The following is a 14,007-nucleotide window of genomic DNA, read 5'->3' as shown; positions in this document are numbered from 1 at the left end:
ACGAATAGGACGAGTTTGAGATTCGTCCGCGTTGGCGACCGGCCGCAAGAGCCAGGCGCCAGGGCGGGCAACGGTGTTCATGATGCTGGGCCTTGGCCCAACCTCATGAATCGCTTCATGCAATCCAACAAGCATGGAGTGCTTCTTTGGTTGATGTTGATCAACTTGAACAGGAGATAGAAATGGCAACTGCAAAGAAATCGGCCGCGAAGAAGGCCCCGGCAAAGAAGGCCGCAGCGAAGCGTCCGGCCGCAAAGAAGGCAACGGCAAAGAAGGCTCCGGCCAAGAAGGCCGCTGCGAAGAAGGCTCCGGCGAAGAAGGCCGCAGCGAAGCGCCCGGCAGCCAAGAAGGCGGCCGCTAAGCGCCCGGCGGCCAAGAAGGCCGCTGCGAAGAAGGCTCCGGCGAAGAAGGCCGCAGCCAAGAAGACGACCGCCAAAAAGGCGGCCGCCAAGAAGAAGCCGGCTGCGAAGAAAAAGCCTGCTGCCAAAAAGGCTGCGAAAAAGCCTGCTGCCAAGAAAGCAGCGAAAAAGCCTGCTGCCAAACCGGTAGCCAAAGCGGCCGCTGCCGCCCCGGCAGCGCCGGCGGCGCAGACCACGCTGAACCCGCAGGCAGCCTGGCCGTTCCCCACGGCCAGCAAGCCCTAAGGCGAAGTGGGCTTGCCGCAAGGCAAGCCAGCCCGCTAAGCCCGGCACCGCAAGGTGCCGGGCTTTTTTTATGGCGTTGTCGCCATCACCACGCGCGAGGCGATAGAGCTCGACTACACGCGCGGTCGCTTCATAGCGTTAACGGCCCTAGCTGGTCTTCTGCGCGTCGTGCTTGTTGCGGCGAATCTTGCGATTGGCCTTGTTTTGGCGATGCGTGAGCTCCGCGCGTTCCTTGGCGGTGACCTTGCCATCGCTCTTGGCCTCGGCTTCGGCCGCCTGGATGCGGCCCTGCTGGGCTTCGAGCTTCGCCGCTTCCTTGGGCGTCAACTCGCCCGATGCCTTGCCCTTTGCAATGCGTTTTTCCTGCCGCGCCTCGCGCCGGTCGACGCGCGGCGTCGCCGGGTCAACGGACGGGGTCTGCGCAACGGCCGCGCCGGCGGCGGCCAGCGCGAGGACGATGATCAAGCTTTGCTTCTTCATGAAAGGCTCCTGGTTGTCGAAGGTGGCGTGGGCCCACGTCTACAACAACGCGCGAGCTCCCCGGGCGGATATTGCCGCAAGGAAAACTTTCTGTAAATCCGCCGTGAACGGAACCGGTGTCAGCGCGTCGCCGGGCTCGCGTCGGTCACGTTGCGCATCTGCGAACCCACGAACGCGATGACCGCCAGCACCACCAAGGTCGCGCCGCAGCCGGCGAACAGCTGGCCGAGCGTGATGCCGCGCATGATCCAGCCCGTGATGGCCGCCGAGACCGGCGCGAGGCCCATGAAGATGAACATGAACAGGCTCATCGCGCGGCCCAGCAGCGCGGGCGGCACGCGGCGCTGGATCCAGGTGAAAACCGCCACCTGCATGAAGCCGCCGAGCAAGCCGATGGTGAGCATCAGGCCCGCGCCCTGCCATGCGGCACCGATCTGCCCCATCGGGATGAACAGCAGGCCGATGACGGCGTCGAACGCCAGGATGGTGGTGCCCAGGCTGCCGATGCGCAGGTTCGACTTGACGCCGGACGCGATCATGCCGGCCAGGGTGCCGGCGCCGTGGGCGCCGACCATGATGCCGAACGCCGCGGCGCCCAGGCCAGGTTGCGTGCTGGCGAGTACCGGCAGCGCGATGTGGATCGGGCCCATGATCAGCAGCGCGATCGCCGACCAGTAGATGAAGCAGGTGCGCAGTTCGACGTCGCGCCAGAAATGGCGCAGGCCTTCGGCGATGGAGGCCCACACCGCCGGGGTGGGCCCTGCCGTGCGTGGGGGCGTCGGCCGCGTCTTCACTTGGGCCAGCGTCCAGATCGTGATGCCGAAACTGAACGCGTCGAACGCGAAAGCCACGGCGATGCCCTGGGCGTTGGCCATGGCGCTGCCTGCACCTCCGGCGCCGTCACCGAACAGCGCGATCAGGAGGCCCGCGAGCAGCGGGCCGACGAACATCGACAACTGGCGCAGGCCGAGCTGGATGCTGTTCGCGGCCTGGAGCTGCGCGGGCTGCACCACATGCGGCATCATCGCCGTGCCCGACGGGATGCTGAACGCTGTTGCCAGCCCGATGCCCAGCGACAGAGCGTAGACCAGCGGCAGCGTCAACGTGCCGGTGAAGACGAGTGCTGCCAGTGCGCCCAGCAGCACGGTGTTGACGTACTTGGTGATCATCAGCACCTGCTTGGGCGAATAGCGGTCGACGATGGCGCCGCCCACCAGGATGAACAGCGCGCGCGGCACGCTGATGAGCGCCAGCACGGTGCCCAGCACCAGCGTGTCGCCGGTCATGGTCAGCACGAGCCACGGCAAGGCGATCAGCGTGAACTGGTCGCCCAGCAGCGAGAGACTGCCGCCGCCGATCAGCCACCGGAAATTGCGGTCGCGGAAAAGTTCGGCTCGCGCCGGGTTGTCATGGGTTGGCATGCGCCAGCACTCCTTGGATTTTTCGGGGATGGCGCTTGCCGTTCAGCAAGATGCTGACCGGCGTGAAGCGCACGAACAGGTGGTAGGTAGCCAGGCACAGCAGCGTGGTCGCGGCGATGTTCAGCCCCATCTTGCCCAACGCGGGGATCGGCACGCCGAAGAGCAGCGCGCCGAAGCCGATCGTGGCGGGCATGTGCACGAGATAGACCCAGTACGAGCTGTCGGCAAGGTAGCCCAGCACTGCGTTGCGGCGCGGCATGTACCGCAGCGCCAGGCCGATCAGCGCAAAACTCCAGAGCCACGTGGCGCAGTTGTAGGCCAGCGCGATCCAGAACGGCAGGTGCGCGATCGGCCGGTCCGGCTGGCGCAGCATCTCCATCAGTACCAGCGTACCGAAGAAGAACGGCAGGCCCGCCGCGGCGTACGCCCAGGCCCGGCGCGTGAACAGCGGCAGCAAGTGCTCGCGGCACGCGTAGACGGACAAGCCAAACGCGAAGAACAGGCCGTTGTGCACCCATTCCGCGAGCGGCGGCAGGAACGAGCCATTGGGTGTGACGATCCCGTTCGGATAGACCGCACCGGTCACGGCCAGCGGAAGCGCCAGCACCATGAAGCCCCCCCAGCTCGCGCCGATGAACCCCAATGCCGCCGCCAGGGCCGACCCGATGCGGCGCACCGGGGCGCCGCCGAAGCGATGCAGCGCCGCCGTGAGGACACAGAGCCACAGCAGCATCCACAGAAACCACATGTGCATGGTCGACGGCCCCTGGGGCACGTTCGGTGCCTGCCGCTGCAGCAATACTGGGTCGAGTCCCCAGGTGCCGCGCGCCATGCGATGAACGAACAGCAGCGCCAGCACCACGCACGCGCTGAAGATGGGCAGCCAGAACACGGCGAACGGCAGGCCGAGCCGTTTCGCGCGGTTCTTCAGCATGCCGCCCGCGCCGTGCTGATGCAGCAGCATCGCAACGAAGTAGCCCGCCAGGATGAAGAACACCGGCATGCGAAAGCTGTGGATGAACGCGCCCAGCAAATCCGCGACGATGGTGCGCTGCTCGTCGCGCCAAGGCAGCGGGGACGGGTTGACCCAATGGATCGCCGAGACGTGCAGCACGATGCCCAGCCACATGGCCAGCGCGCGCAGGTTGTCCAGCGCATGCAGGCGCTGCGGGGGCAGGTGTTCGGGAGTTGTTGTTGGAGTCGGTTCCGTCATGGAAGCCGACTCTAGACCCTCACGTCACGTGAGGGTCAAGCCCTGGGCCATGCATTGGCGCAGATAGGCCCGGGCCGGCGCGGGCAGCGTCGACCCGGCCTGCAGCAGCGGCTCGCTGGCCTGGGCCAGCAGCAGGCGAGCGCGCACGGCTTGGTCGTCCCCGACCAACCGGTCGAGCAGCGCCAGCCATTGACCGACCATCGCCTGCGCGGGGTCGCTGCCGGGGGCAACGCCGCGGTCCATCAGCTCCTTGACCCGGCACGCCATGGCCTGCCACTCTTCGTCCGGAATATGGCGAAACCGCCGGATCTCCGCGAGCGTCAGGTACTTGCACAGCAACGCCATGCGCAGGTCGATGGCGCGGCGGATGAACTCGATCATGTCCGACTGGGGCGCCCCATTGCGCCCTGCCGCGGAAGGCTCCTTTTCGTACATCTCGCCCCAGCGGTCGATGAGGTCGAAGTTGCCGTCCATCCAGCGCAGCATCAGCCGCATCCAGCGCTGCGCGAGTGGCTGCACTTCCGGCGCGTCGGCCGCAAACCCCTGGTTCATCACCTCGCGCACTGCGGCAACCAGCGGCTCCCAGTCGTTTTCGATCAGGTTCCAGTTCGCGAATATGGTCTTGAGCTCCGCAGCGCTGAAGTACTTGCCGTAGGTCTTCATCAGCCCCAGCGTGTCCAGCCAGTCCGCCATGCCCGGCTCGTTCCCCTTCGCCAGTTGGTGCTGCAACAAGCCCAGGTGGTCCCGCAGTTCGGTGGCGCGTGCGATCTCGCGATCCAGCGCCCGCATCTGCTGGTCGATGATCAGGCCCGGCGGCGTGCCGCCCTTCTCGAGCATGGCGCCGATATCCGCCAGCGCGAGGCCCAGCTGGCGCAGCGCCTGGATGCCGTGCAGGCGCGCGACGTCTTCGCGGCTGTACAGCCGGTAGCCGGACTCCGAGCGGCCCGAAGGCTTGAGCAGGCCGATCTCGTCGTAGTGGTGCAGCGTGCGCACCGTGAGGCCCGCGTGTTTCGCGAGTTCGCCTACTTTGAGCAGCACGGCTACTTTTCCCCCGCCACCAACGCCATACGCCGGCGCAGCCGCTGCGCTTCTTCGGTGGCGCCCGCTTGCTCCGCACGCTGCGCCTGCACGCCCAGCCAGGCCAGCAGCGGCCGGCGCCAGCCCTGGGCCGAGGCCGTGTCGCTGGCCAGCACCAGCACCGGCGGCGACGCCCTGCCACTGCGAAATAAAACACCGGCTGCGACCAGGCGTGAGAGCGGGTCCTCGATCGCGCCCAACGCCGCCGCGTCGCCCTGCCCTGCGGCCACGGCGCGGTGCTGTGCCGGCAGCAGCGGCACATCGGTGGGGGCGATGCGCCCGGCCAGGTAATCCGCATAGGCGCGCTCGGCCGCGGGCGCATCCGCACGCAGCCGCTCGAAGCCTTCGCAGGGTTCGACGGCCAGGCTGGCCACGCGCGCGGCACACCGCGTCAGCTCCGCACGCGCCACCAGCCCCGCTTGCCCCGTCGCCGACAGCGCGTTGCGTGCGCGCTCGAATTCCGCCGCCTCGACCCGGGCATTACCCGTCATGTACGCCGTGACGTAGCGCTCGAGGCTGTCGTGGGCGTTCATCTGCCAGTCGGGCGCGCGCGGCTTGTTGCCGCAGCCGGCCAGCAGCGCCGCGGCGACGGCCAAGGACAGGATCAACCTCATGGCAACTTGACCTCCGTCTCGCGAGCGAAGGGCCACTTCCGGTTCAGCTCGTTGATGAGGCCCTCGACCTTGTGAAGGTTGGCTTCGACGTCCGCACGCAGGCTTCCGAGGTCGTTGGTCGCGCCCTTCACGTTCGCGCTGATGCCCTGCGCCTCGACCAGCACCGCGTCCACTTTCTTGAGGCTCGTGCGGGTTTCGGCCAGGAGGCCATTGAGCTGCGACACCGTGGCCCGCGCTTCCTTCATCACACCGTCGGGGCCGAACACCTGGGTGTCCGCTTTCGCGGTGAGCGCATCGACTCGCGCCAACAACGCATTGGTGCGGTCCAGCGCGGCCACGAGCTTCTGCGCGTCGGCGTCGTTGCCGAACATCACGCCCAACGCGCCGCGCGGACCCTTGAGCTTGGCCGTCACTTCCTGCAGGTTCGCCAGCGACGCGCGCAACGCGGCGTCCTCCGCCGTCATCGCGCTCACGTTCTCCAGCACTTCCTTGGCGGACGCCAGCACGCGCGGCAGCTCCGCCGTGGCGTCGCCGCGCAGCGCCGGCCGTTCGGCACCATCGGGCAGCGGCGGATCCGTGAGCACGCCCGAATAGGCACGGATGTTGGTGCCGCCCACGAGGCCGCGCACCAGCGTGAAGACGCTGGATGTGCGCAACCAGTGCGCGTCTTTCTGGGCGACGTCGATGATGACGCGGACGTTGCCGGTCTGGGCGAGCTCGACGCGACGCACCCGCCCGATCGGGAAGCCCGCGAAGGTCATGTCCATGCCGACAACCACGCCTTCGGAGTCTTCCGTCACCAGCACCAAGGTCTGCGTCGCCTGGAACACGCCGCGCGCGTAGAGCAGGTACAGCACCGAGCCCACGATGAGCAGACCGGTGAACACCAGCAGCAGCGCCGCCTTGAGCTCGAGATTGCGCACCGGCCGCGAGGGCGCGGGTTCGGAATTGCTGACCGGTGTGTCGGGTTTTTCTTCCATGGGCGTCAGGTGTAGTTGCCTGCGAGCGACGCCGCCTCGAGCAGCAGCAGCACGGCGAACATGCGCACGAGCCCCTGCAACGCGGCGCTTTCGCGAGAGCCGTCGCCCTCGATGTCGTACAGGCCCGAGGCCATCGGAATGATGGACACGGCCAGGCTGAAGAAGACGGTCTTGAGCACGAAGATCAGCGCGACCGCCGGATTGAACACATGGCCGAACACATGCGTGTAGGCAGCCACACCCGCCAACGTCCAGCCGAAGACCGCGAGGTAGGCCAGCACCAGCGCCACCACGCAGCTGAGCGCCGCCAGCGTCAATGTGGCGAAGATGCCGGCCAGCGCGCGAGGCAGCACCTGCGTCACCACGGGGTCGACGCCGCGCGCGGCCAGCGCATCGAATTGGCCGGTTCGGCGCATCTCCGCCAGAGCGGCCCCGTTCGGGATCGTGCAGCGCAAGGCGACGAAGAGCGCCGCCGTGAGCGGGATCAATTCCAGCACCAGAACGCGGATCACCATCTCGAGGGCATAGCGAGACAAGCCGTAACTGATGGCCGTGACCACCACGATGCGTGTGATCACCAAAGTGAGCAAGGCACACAGGACAGTGAACCAGCCGAGGATGGGCGCCGTATCGACATAGATGTGGCGCATCAGGGCCTGGCGCGTTTCCCGCCCGTAACTGGAGGGCGACAGCGCCAGCACCAGCACCGATGCGCCGAAGAAGATGATGCGCCACCAGCCGGCGAGCCAGCGCAGCGGCGCCCGCCCGGCATGGCCAAGCTTTCGCGCGCTGTGAGACAGGACCGTCATTCGCAAATCATAGACGGTCGACTTCCAGGGCCGTCAGCGCCAGGAGCCCGTCGCCGCCAGTACCGGCGACATTTCCGCCTCGCCCCAGCGCAGCGGCAAGGCGCTTGGCCAGCGCAAGACGGACACAACTTGAAACCGCAGCAGCCGCTGCGCGCCTTCGAAAGCCAGCACCTCGGCGTCGTCGTGGATGATCTCGCCGCGCGCCGCGACCTGCAGCATGTCGCCATTGTCGAAATCGATGAACAGCAGGCCGCAGCGCGGGTTCACCGACAGGTTGCCGAGTGTGTTGAAGAAAAAGTTGCCGATGAAGTCCGGCACAGTCAGCGTGCCGTCGCGGTCGACCCGCACGAAGCCCGGCTTGCCGCCGCGATGCGACACGTCCACGCCGAAGGCCCGCGCGTCGCCCCGACCCGCCTGGGGATGGGCGGTCGCGATGAAGAAGGTGTCGGCGCGGGCGATCAGCGCGCGCGCCGCTTCGTCGAGTGCATCCAGCCGCTGTGCAGGCCCCGTTGAAGACGCGCTGGTGAACTCCGGACGCCGCGCCTGGATGTACTTGGGGCAGTTGCCGAAGCTCTGTTCAACGACAACGCTGAAGCCACTGTCGTCGAACCGCGAGACGTGCCCGTTCATCCGGTTGCGCCGCCGGGTGTGCGGCTCGATGCCGAGCAGGCCGATAGGCGCACCGGCCGCTAGGTTCTCCGACAAGGGTTCATGCGACAGCGGCTGGGCACGCACGTCCAGCCGCTTCGGATCGGGCGACGTCACGAAACCCGGCGCGCCGGCCAGCACTGAAGCCCAGGGCTGGCCTTGCGCATCGACCGTGCCCGCGACCAGGAAGGGCAACTGCGCGAAGAACTCGCGGTGCTGGTCCGGCATGTGGTCGCGGATCACGCGCGGGCCGGCGTCGGCGAGCCGCGCACGCACGCCCGTGCGTTCTTGCAGCGCCGTTTCGCCTTCGTGAAAAGTGTCGCCGCTCATGGCTTGCTCAGCCCGCCAGGCCGACTGCCGACTTCATCATCGGCACGAAGCGCGGTAAGGCTTCAATCCGTTGCAGCCAGGCGCGTACATGCGGGTAGGGCTCGAGCGACACATTGCCTTCCGGCGCGTGCGCGATGTAGCTGTAGTTGGCGATGTCGGCGATCGTCGGCTGATCGCTCGTGAGGAATGCGCGCGTAGCCAGTTCGGCATCCATCACCTTCAGCAGCGCATTGGCGCGCGCGATGGCGGCCGCAGGGTCGTCCGGCCGCCGGAACAGCTGGATCACGCGCGCAGCCGCCGCACCGAAGGCCAGCGGCCCGGCAGCGACCGACAGCCATCGCTGCACCTGCGCAGCGGCCAGCGGATCGCTCGGCAGCCATTGCCCGGGCGCGTAACGTCCTTGCAGATAGACCAGGATGGCGTTCGAATCGGCCAGGGTCACATCGCCGTCCTGGATCACCGGCACCTGGCCGAAAGGGTTCATGCGCAGGAACTCCGGAGACTTGTGCGCGCCGGCGGCGAGGTCGATCTCCACCAGTTCGTACGGCAGCCCGAGCAGGGAGAGGAACAGCTCGATGCGGTGGCAATGCCCCGACAAGGCCATGCGGTGCAGGCGGATCGGTCGGGCGGGCGAGGCGTTGTTCATGGAGGGCTCCTGGATGGGGAAGCCCGGATTCTGTTTGCTGCGCCCGTTTGAATAAATACCCCGGTCTGCACAGGACTCTTCCGATATATGGATTAATCAGGGCCTGATGGACAAATTCAAAGCCATGCAAACCTTCGTTCGGATCGCCGACGAAGGCAGCCTCACGGCCGCGGCGCGCAGCACCGGCGCCTCGCTTCCGGCGGTGGTGCGTTCGCTGGCTGCCTACGAGGCGGAATTGGGCGTGCGCCTGTTCAATCGCACGACGCGACGCATCTCGCTCACCGAAGAAGGCCGCCAGCACCTGGACAACTGCCGCCAGGTGCTGCTGGCGCTGGAGGAGTCGGAAGCGGCGCTCACGGCCGGCGCGACCGAGCCGGCCGGCCACCTCAGCATCACCGCCCCGGTCGCTTTCGGCCAGATGTGGGTGGCGCCGGCCGTCACGCGTTTCGTGCGGCAGTACGACCAGATGCGCTGCAGCGTGGTGCTGCTGGACCGGGTGGTGAACCTGCTGGAAGAAGGCATGGACCTGGGCGTCCGCATCGGCGCGCTCGAGGATTCGTCTCTGGTCGCCCTGCCATTGGGGCAGATCCGCCGTGTCGTCGTCGCCACCCCGGCCTACCTGCGCAAGCATGGCGTTCCGAAGCATCCGCGCGACCTGCAGCAGGCCAACTGCATCCGGATGATCGCGGGCAAGCCGACCTGGGGCGACTTCCAGGAGAACGGCCGCGCGTTCCGCGTGAACGTGTCCGGCAACCTCGATTTCAACCACGTGCTGCCCGCCGTGCAGGCCTGCGCCGACGGCGCGGGCTTCGGCATGTTCTTCTCCTACCAGGTGGCGCCTTTCATCGCGCAGAAGCGCCTGAAGATCGTGCTTGAAAGATTCGAGCGCCCGCCCCGACCGATCAGCGTGGTCTACCCGCATGCACGGCTGCTGCCGGCCCGCACGCGGTTGTTCATCGACTGGATCCGCAACGACATCACCGCTTTTCGAACTTGAAAAAGGGACACGATTCCATGGCTCACGACTACGACCTCTTCGTCATCGGCGGCGGCTCCGGCGGTGTGCGCGCCGCGCGCATGGCGGCGCAGCGCGGCGCGCGCGTCGGGCTTGCCGAGGCGGCCGCGTTGGGCGGCACTTGCGTCAACGTCGGCTGCATTCCCAAGAAGCTCTATAGCTACGCTGCGCATTTCGCCCACGACTTCCAGGACGCCGCCGGGTTCGGCTGGGACGTGAAGCCGCCGCAATTCGACTGGGCCCGGCTGAAAGCGAACCGCGCGAAAGAGATCACGCGGTTGAATGGCGTCTACCAGCAACTGCTGCAGGGCCCGGGTGTGGAGATCGTGCGCGGCTGGGCCCAGTTGGTGGACGGCCACACGGCGAAGGTTCGCACCGAAGAAGGCGAGAAAAATATCACGGCGCAGAACATCCTGGTCGCGACCGGTGGCACGCCGAGCGTGCCGAAGTTCCCGGGCTGCGAGCACGCCGTCACCTCCGACAGCATGTTCGATCTCGACCCTTTCCCCAAACGCCTGCTGGTGGTGGGCGGCGGCTATATCGCGTGCGAGTTCGCCTCCATCTTCAACGGCCTGGGCTCGAAGGTGACGCAGCTCTACCGGGGCGAGCAGATCCTGCGGGGCTTCGACGCCGACGTGCGCGCCTTCATCACGCAGGAGACGCGCAAGCACGGCATCGACCTGCGCACCGGCAGCGACGTCCGCGCAATCCGCAAGACATCGTCGGGGCTCGAAGTGACCTTGCTGGACGGCAGCACCGTCACCGCCGACACCGTGCTCTATGCGACCGGCCGCGTGCCGAACGTCGTAGGGTTGGGCCTCGACACAGCCGGCGTCGCGCAAAGCAAGGCCGGCGCGATCGTCGTCGATGCGCTCTATCGCACCTCCGTTCCCTCGATCTACGCACTGGGCGACGTCACCGCGCGGATACAGCTCACGCCGGTTGCGTTGGGCGAGGCGATGGTGGTGGTCGACCACCTGTTCGGCCAGGGCAAACGCACGATGGGTTACGACTTCATCCCGACCGCGGTGTTCACGCACCCGAACATCGCCACCGTCGGCTACACCGAAGGCGAAGCGCGCAAGACCTTTGAGAAAGTCACGGTATTCCGCAGCGAGTTCCGGGCCCTGAAGCACACCTTGAGCGGCAACGGCGAGCGCACCTTGATGAAGCTGCTGGTCGATGCGGCGACAGATCGCGTGATCGGCCTGCACATGGTCGGCCCCGACGCGGGCGAGGTCGTGCAGGGCTTCGCGGTGGCGATGAAGGCCGGCGCGACCAAGGCGGTGTTCGACAGCACCATCGGCATCCATCCCACCGCCGCTGAGGAATTTGTCACGATGCGCGAGCCCCTCGCCGGCTGACGCGCAGCGGCTTTACACAGCATTACAAAAAACGCGGGCGAGAGAGCCCGCCTTTACCTGGGCTTTGCGATCTTTTCGGGGGCGAAAGCGTTCTACTTCCTGGAGAGAATGCTCATGAGCCCTGCCCACCTTCTTCACGTTTTCTTTGCGCGCCTGTTACCTTTGGTGCTGCTGGCGCTGTTAGGCGCGCGCGCGATGGCGCAGGCCGATCCGCCGAGCCGCGTGGGACGCGTGAACCTGGCCGAAGGCGCGGTGGCTTTCTCGCAGGCGGGCGACAACGAATGGACCGACGCGATCCGCAATCGCCCGCTCACACGCGGCGACCGGGTGTGGACCGAGCGCCGCTCGCGCGCCGAGATGCAGGTGGGCTCGTCGGCCGTGCGCATGGCCCCCAGCACGCACGTGGAAATCCTGCAGCTCGACGACCGGGCCGCCCAGCTGAGCGTGACGCAGGGCTCGGTGTACGTGCGCATCCGCACGCTGCCCGAGGGCGAGAACTTCGAGATCGACACGCCGAACCTCGCGTACCGCGCCGCCTATCCGGGCGACTACCGCATCGACGTCGATCCGGTGCGCGGCATCACGCGCGTGACGATCCACTCGGGGACCGGCGCCGTTTACGGCGAGGCGGGGCAGGTCTTGCCACTGGGCGGCGGCCAGCAGATCACGTTCCGCGACCGCACGCTGGCGCAGGTGTCCGTGCAGGAGTCGCCGCCGCAAGACAATTTCGACCGCTGGGCCGCTGACCGCAACCGGCGTGAGGAGCAATCGGTCTCCGCGCGCTACGTGCCGCGCGAAGTCGTCGGCTACCAGGAGCTCGATTCCGCCGGCCAGTGGTCGCAGGACGCAACCCACGGGTCGGTGTGGTTCCCTCAGGGAATGCCTGCGAACTGGGCGCCCTACCGCAACGGCCACTGGGAGTGGATGTCGCCCTGGGGCTGGACCTGGATGGACGACGCGGCCTGGGGCTTCGCGCCCTTCCACTATGGGCGCTGGGCAATGATCGGCTCGCGTTGGGCCTGGGTGCCGGGGCGCCTGTCGTTGAAACCGGTGTATGCGCCGGCGCTGGTGGCGTTCGTCGGTGGCGGCAACGGCAGCGCCACCCAATGGAACCTTCCCGTCATTGCCGGCAAGCCCGGCGTGGCCTGGTTCCCGCTGGCACCCGGCGAAGTGTGGCAACCCGGCTACCGCGCGAGCCCGGTCTACATGAGCAACCTCAACCAGAACCTCAAGCTGGAAGCCAACCCAACGTACGCGAACCAGCGCAAGCCCGAAGCCCTCACGTCGATTCCCGCCGAGGAATTCCATCGCGGCAAGCCGGCCGGCGCGGGCTGGCTGCGCATCGCCGCCAACTCGCTGACCAACGCCCAGATCGTGCCGCCGCCTCCCATGCCCGAACGCGGCGGCACCATCGCGATGTCGCGCGTTGCTCCGGCGAAAGTGACGGTGCCCCAACCGGACACGCCGCCGGCACCGCGTCGCGTTGCCGCTCCAGCGACACAGGTCGCGGTTGCGCCGGCATCGCAACCCAAGCCCGCTTCGGAACCCAAGCCAGCGACGCAAGCCGCGGTGCAGGCTGCGGCGCTGGCACAAGCTGCAGCGCATGCCGCCCGCGTGCAAGCCGCCGCCCAGCAGCAAGCCGAAGTGCAGCGTGTTCTGCAAGCGGCGCAACAACAACGGGCAGAGGCCGAACGAGCGCGTCAACAGCAGGCCAAGGCAGCCGTGCCGGTTGTTGCGGCTGCGAAGGCACCGGCAGCGCCGCCCGTGGTTGCCGCCGCTGTGCCGGCCGTGCTGCCTGCGGTGCAGCCTCAGGCCGCGGCACCTGCCAAGCGCGCCGAAGCGGCGAAGGCAGAAGTGGTGAACTCCGAAATGGCGAAGGCTGAAGTGGCAAAGGCCGAGAAGGCCAAGGCGGAAATCGCGAAGGCCGCACGTGCCACTGCAGAGCGCGCCAAGGCCGAACGCGCCAAAGCGGCGGAGCAGGCCCGCATTGAGCAGGCGAAGCTGGAGCAGGACCGCGCGGAAGAACAAGCCCGGCGCGAGAAGCAGGCGCGCCGCGCCGAGCAGAGCAAGCGCGAACAGTTGGCTCGCCGCGCGGAAGCCAGGCGCGAGCAAATCGCAGAAACAAAACGTGAGCAGCTCGCCGCGGCGAAGCGGGAGCAAATCGCCGCGGCCAAACAGGCCAAGCTGGCGGAAGCACAGGCCAAACGTGAATTGGTCGCGAAGCGCGAGCGCGAACAGGCCGCCAAGCGAGAGCTGCTGGCCAGGCAAGCCGAGCAGGCGAAACGCGAGCAGTCGGCCAAGCGCGCGGAGCTGCAGCGCGAGCAGACCGCCAAGCGCGCCGAGCAGCTGAAGCGCGAGCAGTTGGCCAAACAAGCCGAGCAGGCCAAGCGCGAGGCCGTCGCCCGCCGCGAGGAACAGCAGCGCCGCGAACTGCATGCCCAGCACGTCGAGCAGGCCCGCCGTTCCGCCGAGCGCGACGCGCAGGCACTGCGCGAGCAACGCATGCAGCGCGAAGAGCAGCAGGCGAAGCGCGAGGCCCAGGAACGGCAAGAGCGCGAACTGGCGCAGCAGCAGGCCCAGCGCGCGGCGATTGCGCGCCAGCAGCAGGCGCTGGCCGAACAGTGGCGGCGTGACCAGCAGGCGTGGGAGCAGCAGCAACAGCAGTTGCGCCTGCGTGGCGGCCGGCCCGACCTGCGCGACGACCGCCGCTCGCGCGGCATCCCGATCCTCAACTCCGGGCCGATGAGCTGATGCGGGCCCCGCGCG

Annotated in this window: 13 protein-coding genes; 4 read left to right on the top strand and 9 right to left on the bottom strand. The window is 67.6% G+C overall.

From position 1 onward, the window contains the following. The first annotated feature begins 182 nt into the window (after nt 1–182). Complete coding sequence (locus EEB15_RS01460; RefSeq protein WP_141508012.1) at nt 183–644, top strand: histone H1-like DNA-binding protein; 462 nt, start codon at nt 183–185, stop codon at nt 642–644. A 147-nt stretch (nt 645–791) separates the two neighbouring features. Here the strand turns inward: EEB15_RS01460 and EEB15_RS01455 are convergent, their stop codons facing one another. The 9 genes from EEB15_RS01455 to EEB15_RS01415 all read right to left on the bottom strand — a co-directional run bounded on the left by EEB15_RS01455 (nt 792) and on the right by EEB15_RS01415 (nt 8,862). Beyond that, complete coding sequence (locus EEB15_RS01455; protein ID WP_199236431.1) at nt 792–1,124, bottom strand: hypothetical protein; 333 nt, start codon at nt 1,122–1,124, stop codon at nt 792–794. A gap of 119 nt (nt 1,125–1,243) precedes the next feature. Beyond that, complete coding sequence (locus EEB15_RS01450) at nt 1,244–2,545, bottom strand: MFS transporter (RefSeq protein WP_141507747.1); 1,302 nt, start codon at nt 2,543–2,545, stop codon at nt 1,244–1,246. After that, entirely contained in the window at nt 2,532–3,758 is a 1,227-nt protein-coding gene (locus EEB15_RS01445; protein ID WP_141507746.1) for an acyltransferase family protein, read from the bottom strand. The genes EEB15_RS01450 and EEB15_RS01445 overlap by 14 nt, the downstream gene beginning before the upstream one ends. A gap of 24 nt (nt 3,759–3,782) precedes the next feature. Beyond that, a complete protein-coding gene (locus EEB15_RS01440) occupies nt 3,783–4,796 on the bottom strand; it encodes a MerR family transcriptional regulator (protein ID WP_141507745.1) in 1,014 nt (337 codons plus the stop codon). 2 nt (nt 4,797–4,798) lie between these two features. After that, nucleotides 4,799–5,449, bottom strand: coding sequence for a hypothetical protein (locus tag EEB15_RS01435; protein ID WP_141507744.1), 651 nt, complete (start codon nt 5,447–5,449; stop codon nt 4,799–4,801). Further along, the gene (locus EEB15_RS01430) at nt 5,446–6,429 is read right to left on the bottom strand and encodes an MlaD family protein (RefSeq protein ID WP_141507743.1); all 984 of its coding nucleotides are present in this window, start codon (nt 6,427–6,429) and stop codon (nt 5,446–5,448) included. The genes EEB15_RS01435 and EEB15_RS01430 overlap by 4 nt, the downstream gene beginning before the upstream one ends. Nucleotides 6,430–6,434: 5 nt before the next feature. Beyond that, nucleotides 6,435–7,238, bottom strand: coding sequence for an ABC transporter permease (locus tag EEB15_RS01425; RefSeq protein WP_141507742.1), 804 nt, complete (start codon nt 7,236–7,238; stop codon nt 6,435–6,437). A gap of 33 nt (nt 7,239–7,271) precedes the next feature. Next, nucleotides 7,272–8,216 carry a pyridoxamine 5'-phosphate oxidase family protein gene (locus EEB15_RS01420; RefSeq protein ID WP_141507741.1) on the bottom strand — a complete coding sequence of 315 codons (945 nt, stop codon included), beginning with the start codon at nt 8,214–8,216 and terminating at the stop codon, nt 7,272–7,274. A gap of 7 nt (nt 8,217–8,223) precedes the next feature. Beyond that, entirely contained in the window at nt 8,224–8,862 is a 639-nt protein-coding gene (locus EEB15_RS01415; protein ID WP_141507740.1) for a glutathione S-transferase family protein, read from the bottom strand. Nucleotides 8,863–8,968: 106 nt separating this feature from the next. Here EEB15_RS01415 and EEB15_RS01410 point away from each other — a divergent pair, with 106 nt between their 5' ends. The 3 genes from EEB15_RS01410 to EEB15_RS01400 all read left to right on the top strand — a co-directional run bounded on the left by EEB15_RS01410 (nt 8,969) and on the right by EEB15_RS01400 (nt 13,992). Continuing rightward, entirely contained in the window at nt 8,969–9,859 is an 891-nt protein-coding gene (locus EEB15_RS01410) for a LysR family transcriptional regulator (RefSeq protein ID WP_141507739.1), read from the top strand. Between the two features lie 17 nt (nt 9,860–9,876). Beyond that, nucleotides 9,877–11,241: a glutathione-disulfide reductase gene (gene gorA, locus EEB15_RS01405; protein WP_141507738.1), complete on the top strand. Its 1,365-nt coding sequence runs from the start codon at nt 9,877–9,879 to the stop codon at nt 11,239–11,241. Nucleotides 11,242–11,355: 114 nt separating this feature from the next. After that, nucleotides 11,356–13,992, top strand: a complete 2,637-nt coding sequence (locus EEB15_RS01400; RefSeq protein WP_141507737.1) for a DUF6600 domain-containing protein — start codon at nt 11,356–11,358, stop codon at nt 13,990–13,992. Nucleotides 13,993–14,007 lie beyond the last annotated feature (15 nt).

This window comes from Ramlibacter sp. WS9 (assembly GCF_003797765.1).
Taxonomy (GTDB): domain Bacteria; phylum Pseudomonadota; class Gammaproteobacteria; order Burkholderiales; family Burkholderiaceae_C; genus Ramlibacter.
The sequence above is the reverse complement of the archived record's forward strand: the minus strand, read 5'-3'. Positions and strand labels throughout refer to the sequence as shown.

Coding starts and splice junctions, on each gene's coding strand:
- EEB15_RS01460 (WP_141508012.1), top strand. CDS start 183: ATGGCAACTGCAAAGAAATCGGCCGCGAAGAAGGCCCCGGCAAAGAAG.
- EEB15_RS01455 (WP_199236431.1), bottom strand. CDS start 1,124: ATGAAGAAGCAAAGCTTGATCATCGTCCTCGCGCTGGCCGCCGCCGGC.
- EEB15_RS01450 (WP_141507747.1), bottom strand. CDS start 2,545: ATGCCAACCCATGACAACCCGGCGCGAGCCGAACTTTTCCGCGACCGC.
- EEB15_RS01445 (WP_141507746.1), bottom strand. CDS start 3,758: ATGACGGAACCGACTCCAACAACAACTCCCGAACACCTGCCCCCGCAG.
- EEB15_RS01435 (WP_141507744.1), bottom strand. CDS start 5,449: ATGAGGTTGATCCTGTCCTTGGCCGTCGCCGCGGCGCTGCTGGCCGGC.
- EEB15_RS01430 (WP_141507743.1), bottom strand. CDS start 6,429: ATGGAAGAAAAACCCGACACACCGGTCAGCAATTCCGAACCCGCGCCC.
- EEB15_RS01425 (WP_141507742.1), bottom strand. CDS start 7,238: ATGACGGTCCTGTCTCACAGCGCGCGAAAGCTTGGCCATGCCGGGCGG.
- EEB15_RS01420 (WP_141507741.1), bottom strand. CDS start 8,216: ATGAGCGGCGACACTTTTCACGAAGGCGAAACGGCGCTGCAAGAACGC.
- EEB15_RS01415 (WP_141507740.1), bottom strand. CDS start 8,862: ATGAACAACGCCTCGCCCGCCCGACCGATCCGCCTGCACCGCATGGCC.
- EEB15_RS01410 (WP_141507739.1), top strand. CDS start 8,969: ATGGACAAATTCAAAGCCATGCAAACCTTCGTTCGGATCGCCGACGAA.
- gorA (WP_141507738.1), top strand. CDS start 9,877: ATGGCTCACGACTACGACCTCTTCGTCATCGGCGGCGGCTCCGGCGGT.
- EEB15_RS01400 (WP_141507737.1), top strand. CDS start 11,356: ATGAGCCCTGCCCACCTTCTTCACGTTTTCTTTGCGCGCCTGTTACCT.